Genomic DNA, 7,542 nt, shown 5'->3' on the forward strand with positions numbered 1-7,542 from the left:
GTTGCCCTCCGCGATTTCACCTCCAAGCTGAGGGTGTTTGCCGTGTTTTCAAGTTCTGCTTCGGCAAACCGCAGGTTTTAAGCGTTCCCTCACTACGTTGGGCAACGGCCGCCCCAGCAAGTTCTTGAGTTTGGTGGGAAAGATATCGCCCGCTGTTCTGCCCTGATAGCGACGGTTCGTCTCAGGGTACATCACACTGTGCACCGCAAGCCGCATTGCCGAGAAAAGCATCGAGCACGGCATGAAAGCGATCGGCCTGCTCGATATGGGCAAGGTGCGCGGCGTGCGGCAGGATTTCGAGCCGGGCTCCGGGAATGGCGGCGGCAATCTCGCGTGCCATCGCCGGCGGCGCCCCCAGGTCCTCCTCGCCGGCCACTACCAGGGTAGGGCAATGAATGCGCGCAATCGCCCCGGCCAGGTCGAATGCCATGATGGCCAGGCTGGTTCCCACGTAGCCGTGCACGGGCGTGGCCAGCAGCATCTCGCGCACGCGGGCCGCCTCCTGCGGATGCGCGCCCCGGAACGCCGCGCTGAGCCAGCGCTGCATGGTGCTGTCGGCAACACCCGCCATGCCGTGCGCTTCCACGTGGCCGATGCGCTCATGCCACATCGGGTGGGCATCCAGCGGCGTGCGGTTGACGGTGTCGACCAGGGTCAGTGACAGCAAACGCTCGGGATGGCGCACGGCCGCGGTCTGGCCGATCATGCCGCCCACCGAGACCCCGACGAAATGCGCGGCCGGCACCTCCAGCGCATCCATCAGGCAGGCCACGTCGTCGGCCAGGCGGATCATCGAGTAGGCGCCGATCGGCGCATCGCTCTGGCCGTGCCCGCGCAGGTCGTAGCGCAGCACGCGGTAGCGCGGCGCCAGCTGGCGCGCCGTGGCGTCCCACAAGGTGTGATTGGCGCCCAGCGCATGCGCCAGGACCACCCAGGGGCCGTCGCCCCCGTCGATGCGAACGTGCAGGCTGATCTCGCCCACGCGCACGCGGCGGGTTTCGGATGGTGGCAGGGTGGCGCTCATGACGGGTCTCCGGTTGTTGGTGAAAACACGGTGAACCACAGCGGCGGCCGATGCCGCGGCTTGCGGACGGCTTGAGGACGGCCCGAGCACGGCTTCAAGACTCAGTGCAGCGGTTCGCTGTCGCGATAGACGAGCTCGATCTGGGTGCCGTCGGGCTCCGTCTGGCGCAGCTTGACCGGCATCCATTGCAGCGACTGCGCCAGCCACACCTCCACGCGCCGGCGATCGTTGGCATGACGCGGCAGGCGCACGAAGTGCTTGGCCCGCACGGTGGCGCGGCCGGTATCCACATCCTCTTCCCCCACATACTGCACCTGCATGGGCTCCAGGTCACGCGTATCCGCCACATCGAAGGTTTCCGTCACGCCGGGCGTGGCGTAGCGCTGCGGATTGCCCCGCACCAGCCCCACCAGTTGCAGGAACACGCTGAAACGGTCCTGGCCCGCGGCGGGCAACGGCTCCTGCTTGCCGCGCCCCTCGAAGACGAGCGAGCCGGCGGCGCGATCGAAGCGTGCCGCCTCAACGCGGTTGCGGCGGCTCTCCTCATAACGCTCGGGCGCGAGGCCGCGCTCGCTGAGCGCGCCGGTGCTGTGAAAAGCGAAGCGGAACCACAACACGCGCGTTTCCACCGCGAGCTGGTAACGCGCGCCATCGTGCTGCCAGCGGATCAGGCCATCCGGGTTCTGCACGCCGTTGACGAAGCTGGCGTAGTGCAGCAGCGTGGGTGGGGGCGCCGAATAGCGAACGTTGTCGGGGGGCGCCGCGGCCTGCGTGGCAGGCGGCGCGGATGCGGGCGCCGCGCTGGTCCCGGCCTCGCCAGCGGCGCTCGCCATGGAAGGGCCGGCGCCCGGCGTGGCAAGCAGCGGCGGCGCCTCAGGGGCGGCGGGTGCTTCAACAGGGGACTCAGGCGTGGGCGCCGGCTCGGCGCGCGCCGCCGGGGGCCGCTTCTGCACGACCGGGGCCGGGCGTGGCGGCGCCACGGGAGCCGGTGGCTCCGGCGGCGGCAGCAGGATGGCTTCGAGCGGCGGCAGCGCGGTCGGGTCCCGCGGCAGCCCGGGCATATGCAGCAGCCCCAGCACTGCCAGCAGGTGGGCGGCCAGCACCAGCACAAGCGCAACCGCCCAGCGCAGGCGGCGCGAGGTAGGCTTACGGGTGAGGGCCGTTCGGCCCGCTCGTCGGGCTGCCGCCAAGATAACCAAGCTCCGAAGAAATCTGCCGGGCGATATCACGCACATGACGGTCGACCGCACCGCCCCATTCTGCATCGAATACGCTCTGCGCGCCCAGCACGATCAGCGCCATCGCCACGTGGCCGTTGGCGTCGAACACCGGCATCGAGAACGCATTGATGCCCGGCAGCACGCCGCCTTTGACACGCGCCGCGCCGTGGGCGCGAACGTCTTCGCAGACCACGTCATAGTCGGCCAGCGAGCGCGGCAGGTCTGGAATATCGTCATGGCCGCGCTCCGCCAGTTCCCGTTCGACCAGCGGCCGCGTTTGTTGTTTCGGCAGGTAGGCGCCGTACAGCCTGCCGGTGGCGGAGTTGAGCATGGGCATCACGTCGCCCAGGCGCAGGCTGACCGTGACCGGGTGGCTGGATTCCTCCCAGTGCACGATGGTCGGGCCGTGGTTGCCCCAGACGGCGATGCCGATGGTCTGGTCCATCTCGTCGCGCAATTGCGACAGGATCGGGCGGGCCTTCTTGACCGGATCGAGCCGGTTCAGGCCGGCGAGGCCCAGTTGCAGCGCGAACGGCCCGAGGTCGTAGCGCCCGCCAACCGGATCCTGCACCACCATGCCGAGCCGCTGGAAGCTGACCAGGTAACGGTGCGCCTTGGCCGGGTTCATGTCGGCGGCGGCGGCGAGGTCACGCAGCATCATGGCGCGCGGCGATGCGGCCAGCGCCTGCAGCAGCTTGAAGCCAACCTCGATCGACTGGATGCCGGAACGCAGCTTGGAATCGTCTTCTTCAAGTTCGGTCATGCGGCAACGGGGGCAAGAGATTAGAAAAGAAATGCGTAACTCACATTTCCGGCTGCGCGCACGCAAAGCAATCATGCTGGCCGGCCCATGAATTTACTATAGCGAAATCGATTTACCAATTTTTAAACCGTCGGTAGACTTTGAGCGCACAAATACAGGTCGGGGCGAATCGATATCTTCAGCACCGGCCAATACCGGCGCGGGCATGCCGCCATGCAATCCAGATGGCGCGGCGCGGCCGCTTTCTACAGGAGACGAAGATGACCCGCATTTCCCCCTTCGGCCAACGCCCCGCCCTGCAAGCATGGCGCGCCTGCGCCGCGCCGTTGCTAGCCGCGCTGACGCTGGGCGCCGCCGCGTTCCAGCCCGCCCGTGCCGCCGACAACTGGCCCACCCAGCCGATCCGCTGGGTAGTGCCCTACCCGGCCGGCGGCGGCACCGACGTGGTGGCGCGCACGCTGGGCCAGGCCATCACCCCGGCGCTGGGCCAGCAGGTGGTGATCGACAACCGCCCGGGCGCGGCCACCATTGTCGGCGCCGACGCGGTGGCGCACAGCAAGCCCGATGGCTACACCCTGCTGACCGCCGATACCGCCACCCTGGCGGCCAATCCGTCGCTGTACAAGAAGCTGCCCTACAACGCCGACAAGGACTTCGTGCATGTGGGGATGGTGGCGCGCTTTCCGCTGATCCTGGTGGCAACGCCGAACTTCCCGGCGCGCACGCTCAAGGAAGCCATCGACTACGTGCAGAAGAACCCCGGCAAGGTGAATTTCGCCTCGCCGGGCGCGGGCAGCCCGCACCACCTGGCCATGGAGCTGTTCATGGATCAGACCAAGACCAGGATGACGCACGTGCCCTACAAGGGCGCCGCGCCGGCGGTGCAGGACCTGCTTGCCGGCCAGGTCGAACTGATGTTCCTTGACCTCGCCTCCGGCCAGCAGAACGTGGCGGCCGGCAAGGTGCGCGCGCTGGGCGTGGCCACGCCCAAGCGCTTGACGGCCCTGCCCGCGGTGCCGACGGTGGCCGAAGCCGGCGTGCCCGGATTCGAAGCCTATGCCTGGCAAGGCGTGGTGGCGCCGGCTGGCACCCCCAAGCCGGTGGTGACCCGCCTGAACGCCGAACTGGTCAAGGCGCTCAAGAGCGCCGACGTGCAGAAGCGCTTCGAAGGCATCGGCGTGGAGCCGGTCTCCAGCACGCCCGAGGAATTCGCGCAGTACGCGCGCGCCGAAGCCGAGCGCTGGGGCAAACTGATCAAGGCCAAGGGCATCACGGTAGACTAGCGGGCTGCTTTTTATGCTTTTTCCGTGCTTTTTCCGCTTGATCTGCTTGATCTGCTCATTCCTTAACGTACTGCATACATGAAACTCGCCACCCTCAAGGACGGCTCGCGCGACGGCCAGCTCGTGGTTGTCTCGCGCGACCTGAAGACCGCCCATTACGCCAACGATGTCGCCGGCAAGCTCCAGACCGTGCTGGACGACTGGAACTTCTACGCGCCGCAGTTGCAGGACGTCTCCGATGCCCTGAACGCGGGCCGCGCGCGCCATCCCTTCGCCTTCGACCCCAGGGCATGCATGGCGCCGCTGCCGCGCGCCTACCAGTGGGCCGATGGCTCCGCCTACGTGAACCACGTGGAGCTGGTGCGGCGCGCACGTGGCGCCGAGATGCCGCCGGAGTTCTGGACCGACCCGCTGATGTACCAGGGCGGCTCCGACGACATGATCGGCCCGCACGACGATATCGTGTGCGCCAGCGAAGCCTTCGGTATCGACTTCGAGGCCGAGATCGCCGTCATCACCGGCGACGTCAAGATGGGCGCCAAGCCCGAGCAGGCTGCCGACGCCATCCGGCTGATCATGCTTGCCAACGATGTGTCACTGCGCAACCTGATCCCCGCCGAGCTGGGCAAGGGCTTCGGCTTCTTCCAGAGCAAGCCTGCCACGGCGTTCTCGCCGGTGGCGGTCACGCCCGACGAGCTGGGCGAGGCCTGGCGCGAGCGCCGCGTGCACCTGCCGATGACCGTCCACTGGAACAGCAAGAAGGTGGGCGCGCCCGACTGCGGCACCGACATGGTGTTCGATTTCGGCCAGCTCATCGCCCATATCTGCAAGACGCGCAATGTGCGCGCCGGCAGCATCGTCGGCTCGGGCACGATCTCCAACGTCGACCGCGGCAAGGGCTACTGCTGCATCGCCGAGAAGCGCATGCTGGAGATCATCGACGGCGGCCAGCCGGTCACCGGCTTCATGAAATACGGCGACGCGGTCAAGATCGAGATGTTCGATGCGCAAGGCCGCTCGGTGTTCGGCGCGATCGACCAGCTGGTGTCGGCAAAGAACTGAGACCGGGCCTGGGCGGGCAGCCGCTGGCCGCGCGTGGATGGGAGTGCTTATAATTGACCGACCGACCGGTTGGCTAATTGCCATCGACTGCCCCAGGCAGCCGCCGGCGGAGCCCCGGGCCGCCCCTCGCGGCCCGGCCCCCAAGCGTCACCAAGGAATGGCCACGGCCATCGCTGCCTCATGACCGCTATCCCGCCCACTATTCCGCCGGAATCCTCCCCGCCCTCTTCCAATCCGTCCGAGGCGGACAACGCGCCGTTGTCGCCACGCTACGACCGCTACCAGGCACTGACCCTGCGCCGGCATGGCCCCATCCTCGAGATCGTGATGGGTGCGCAACAGTCCGCCAACCGCAAGCTAGCCACCGCTGACGCCAATATGCACCGCGAGCTGGCGGAAATCTGGCGCGACGTGTCGGCCGATCCGGACGTGCGCGTGGCGCTCATCCGCGGCGAAGGCAAAGGCTTTTCGGCCGGCGGCGACCTGTCCCTGGTGGAAGACATGGCCAACGACTTCGCCACCCGCACCCGCGTGTGGCACGAGGCCCGGGACCTGGTCTACAACGTGATCAATTGCGACAAGCCGATCGTGTCGGCCATGCACGGCCCGGCGGTCGGCGCCGGGCTGGTGGCCGGCCTGCTGGCCGATATCTCGATCGCGGCCAGGACCGCGCGCATCGTCGATGGCCATACGCGACTGGGCGTGGCGGCGGGCGACCATGCCGCAATCGTGTGGCCCCTGCTGTGCGGGATGGCCAAGGCCAAGTACTATCTGATGCTGTGCGAGTCGGTGAGCGGCGAAGAGGCCGAGCGCATCGGGCTGGTGTCGCTGACCGTGGACGAAGAGGAACTGGTCGAGCGCGCCTTCGACGTGGCGCGCCGGCTGGCCGCGGGGTCGCAGACGGCGATCCGCTGGACCAAGTACGCGCTGAATAACTGGCTGCGCATGGCGGGCCCCTCGTTCGATGCCTCGCTGGCGCTGGAATTCATGGGCTTTGCCGGCCCCGATGTGCAGGAAGGCGTAGCCAGCCTGCGGCAAAAGCGGCCGCCGCAGTTCGAGTAACGCACGTAGTTCCGATCAATGCAGTTCCGCAGCCGGCGTCGCCGGCTGCCACCCCCGGAGGCGAGACCATGTTCGGCCAGATTCCAGATTTCACCAACGGCTTCGAGTTCCTTCGCAAGATGTGGGGCAGCGCCGCCGGCATGCCGGGCGGGCTGATGCCCGGCCTGCAGGCCATGACCCCGCCGATGAACCTGGAGGACGTCGACAAGCGCATCCACGATCTCAAGGCCGTGGAAGGCTGGCTCCAGCTAAACACCAACCTGCTGCGCACCACCATCCAGGGCCTGGAGGTGCAGCGCGCCACGCTGGTGGCGCTGCAGACCATCGGTACCGCGCTCTCCCCGGAGGCGATGCAAAGCGCAATGGAAAACGTGGCGCGCGCGGCCAACTCGCCCAGCGCCGCGCCGTACCAGCAACCCGCGGAGCCCCCGGCAGCCCGGCGCGTCTGGCCCGAGCCCACGGTCGAGGAAAACGAGGACGAGGAAGACAACGGCCCCGATGCGCCCGAAGCCGGCCAGGCGCAAGAGCCGGCCACCGCGTCCGGCCCGGAAACCAGCCAGAACGGCGCTCCCCCGCCGGATGCCAACCTCTGGTGGGATGTGCTGCAGCAACAGTTCAACCAGATTGCCAGCAGCGCTGCAACGGCCAGCATGTCCCCATTCGGGAACCTGGGCGCCTTTGGCATGCCCGGCGCGGCCGCGCCGGAAGCCGCGCCCGCACCCGCCGCCAGGCCGGACGGCAAGGCGCCGGCCAGCAAGGCGAGGCCAGCCCACAAGCCGGCCAGCAAGGCAGCCGGCACCAAGGCTGCGGCCAAGCCGGCCGCCAAACCTGCCCGCAAGGCCACGCGCCCTGCCAGCAAGAAATCCGCGGCGGCCAAGCCCGCCGTGCCGGAAGGCAGCGCCAACGGCGCGGCCGATACTTCCGGCGATCCGTCCTGAGCCGGAGCGGCACCCGAGCCACGCGACGCCAGGGAACCCCCTTGATCCAACTTCGGAGCCAACGCCTGTAGTGAAGACCACCTCGCTGATCATGATGGGCGGCGGCGCCCGCGCCGCCTACCAGGCTGGCGTGCTGCGCGGCCTTGCCCGCATCGCCGCGCAGCACGGCCGCGATCGTGGCCGCATTCCC

At 68.3% G+C, this 7,542-nt stretch carries 7 protein-coding genes; 4 read left to right on the plus strand and 3 right to left on the minus strand.

Translation table 11 applies throughout. From position 1 onward, the window contains the following. Window positions 1-181: 181 nt before the first annotated feature. The 3 genes from pcaD to ACYP5B_RS22685 form a co-directional block, all read right to left on the minus strand. Window positions 182-1,024: a 3-oxoadipate enol-lactonase gene (pcaD, locus tag ACYP5B_RS22675; RefSeq protein ID WP_459571162.1), complete on the minus strand. Its 843-nt coding sequence runs from the start codon at window positions 1,022-1,024 to the stop codon at window positions 182-184. Between the two features lie 101 nt (window positions 1,025-1,125). Next, a complete protein-coding gene (locus ACYP5B_RS22680; RefSeq protein ID WP_459571163.1) occupies window positions 1,126-2,214 on the minus strand; it encodes a DUF3108 domain-containing protein in 1,089 nt (362 codons plus the stop codon). Continuing rightward, the gene (locus ACYP5B_RS22685) at window positions 2,171-3,007 is read right to left on the minus strand and encodes an IclR family transcriptional regulator (RefSeq protein ID WP_318237116.1); all 837 of its coding nucleotides are present in this window, start codon (window positions 3,005-3,007) and stop codon (window positions 2,171-2,173) included. Before ACYP5B_RS22685 ends, ACYP5B_RS22680 begins: the two co-directional genes overlap by 44 nt. A 260-nt stretch (window positions 3,008-3,267) precedes the next feature. On the opposite strand from ACYP5B_RS22685, the gene ACYP5B_RS22690 reads away from it, so the two are divergent. From ACYP5B_RS22690 to ACYP5B_RS22705, 4 genes are all read left to right on the plus strand, one after another. After that, a complete protein-coding gene (locus tag ACYP5B_RS22690; RefSeq protein WP_459571164.1) occupies window positions 3,268-4,290 on the plus strand; it encodes a Bug family tripartite tricarboxylate transporter substrate binding protein in 1,023 nt (340 codons plus the stop codon). A 78-nt stretch (window positions 4,291-4,368) separates the two neighbouring features. Beyond that, window positions 4,369-5,352 (plus strand): fumarylacetoacetate hydrolase family protein, encoded by a 984-nt coding sequence (locus ACYP5B_RS22695; RefSeq protein ID WP_459571165.1) that lies wholly within the window; start codon window positions 4,369-4,371, stop codon window positions 5,350-5,352. A gap of 258 nt (window positions 5,353-5,610) precedes the next feature. Then, complete coding sequence (locus tag ACYP5B_RS22700; protein WP_150993488.1) at window positions 5,611-6,414, plus strand: enoyl-CoA hydratase/isomerase family protein; 804 nt, start codon at window positions 5,611-5,613, stop codon at window positions 6,412-6,414. 68 nt (window positions 6,415-6,482) lie between these two features. Continuing rightward, window positions 6,483-7,352 (plus strand): PhaM family polyhydroxyalkanoate granule multifunctional regulatory protein, encoded by an 870-nt coding sequence (locus ACYP5B_RS22705; protein WP_400103554.1) that lies wholly within the window; start codon window positions 6,483-6,485, stop codon window positions 7,350-7,352. Window positions 7,353-7,542 lie beyond the last annotated feature (190 nt).

The sequence above is a fragment of the Cupriavidus sp. 8B genome, from assembly GCF_054589115.1.

Coding starts and splice junctions, on each gene's coding strand:
- pcaD (WP_459571162.1), bottom strand. CDS start 1,024: ATGAGCGCCACCCTGCCACCATCCGAAACCCGCCGCGTGCGCGTGGGC.
- ACYP5B_RS22685 (WP_318237116.1), bottom strand. CDS start 3,007: ATGACCGAACTTGAAGAAGACGATTCCAAGCTGCGTTCCGGCATCCAG.
- ACYP5B_RS22690 (WP_459571164.1), top strand. CDS start 3,268: ATGACCCGCATTTCCCCCTTCGGCCAACGCCCCGCCCTGCAAGCATGG.
- ACYP5B_RS22695 (WP_459571165.1), top strand. CDS start 4,369: ATGAAACTCGCCACCCTCAAGGACGGCTCGCGCGACGGCCAGCTCGTG.
- ACYP5B_RS22705 (WP_400103554.1), top strand. CDS start 6,483: ATGTTCGGCCAGATTCCAGATTTCACCAACGGCTTCGAGTTCCTTCGC.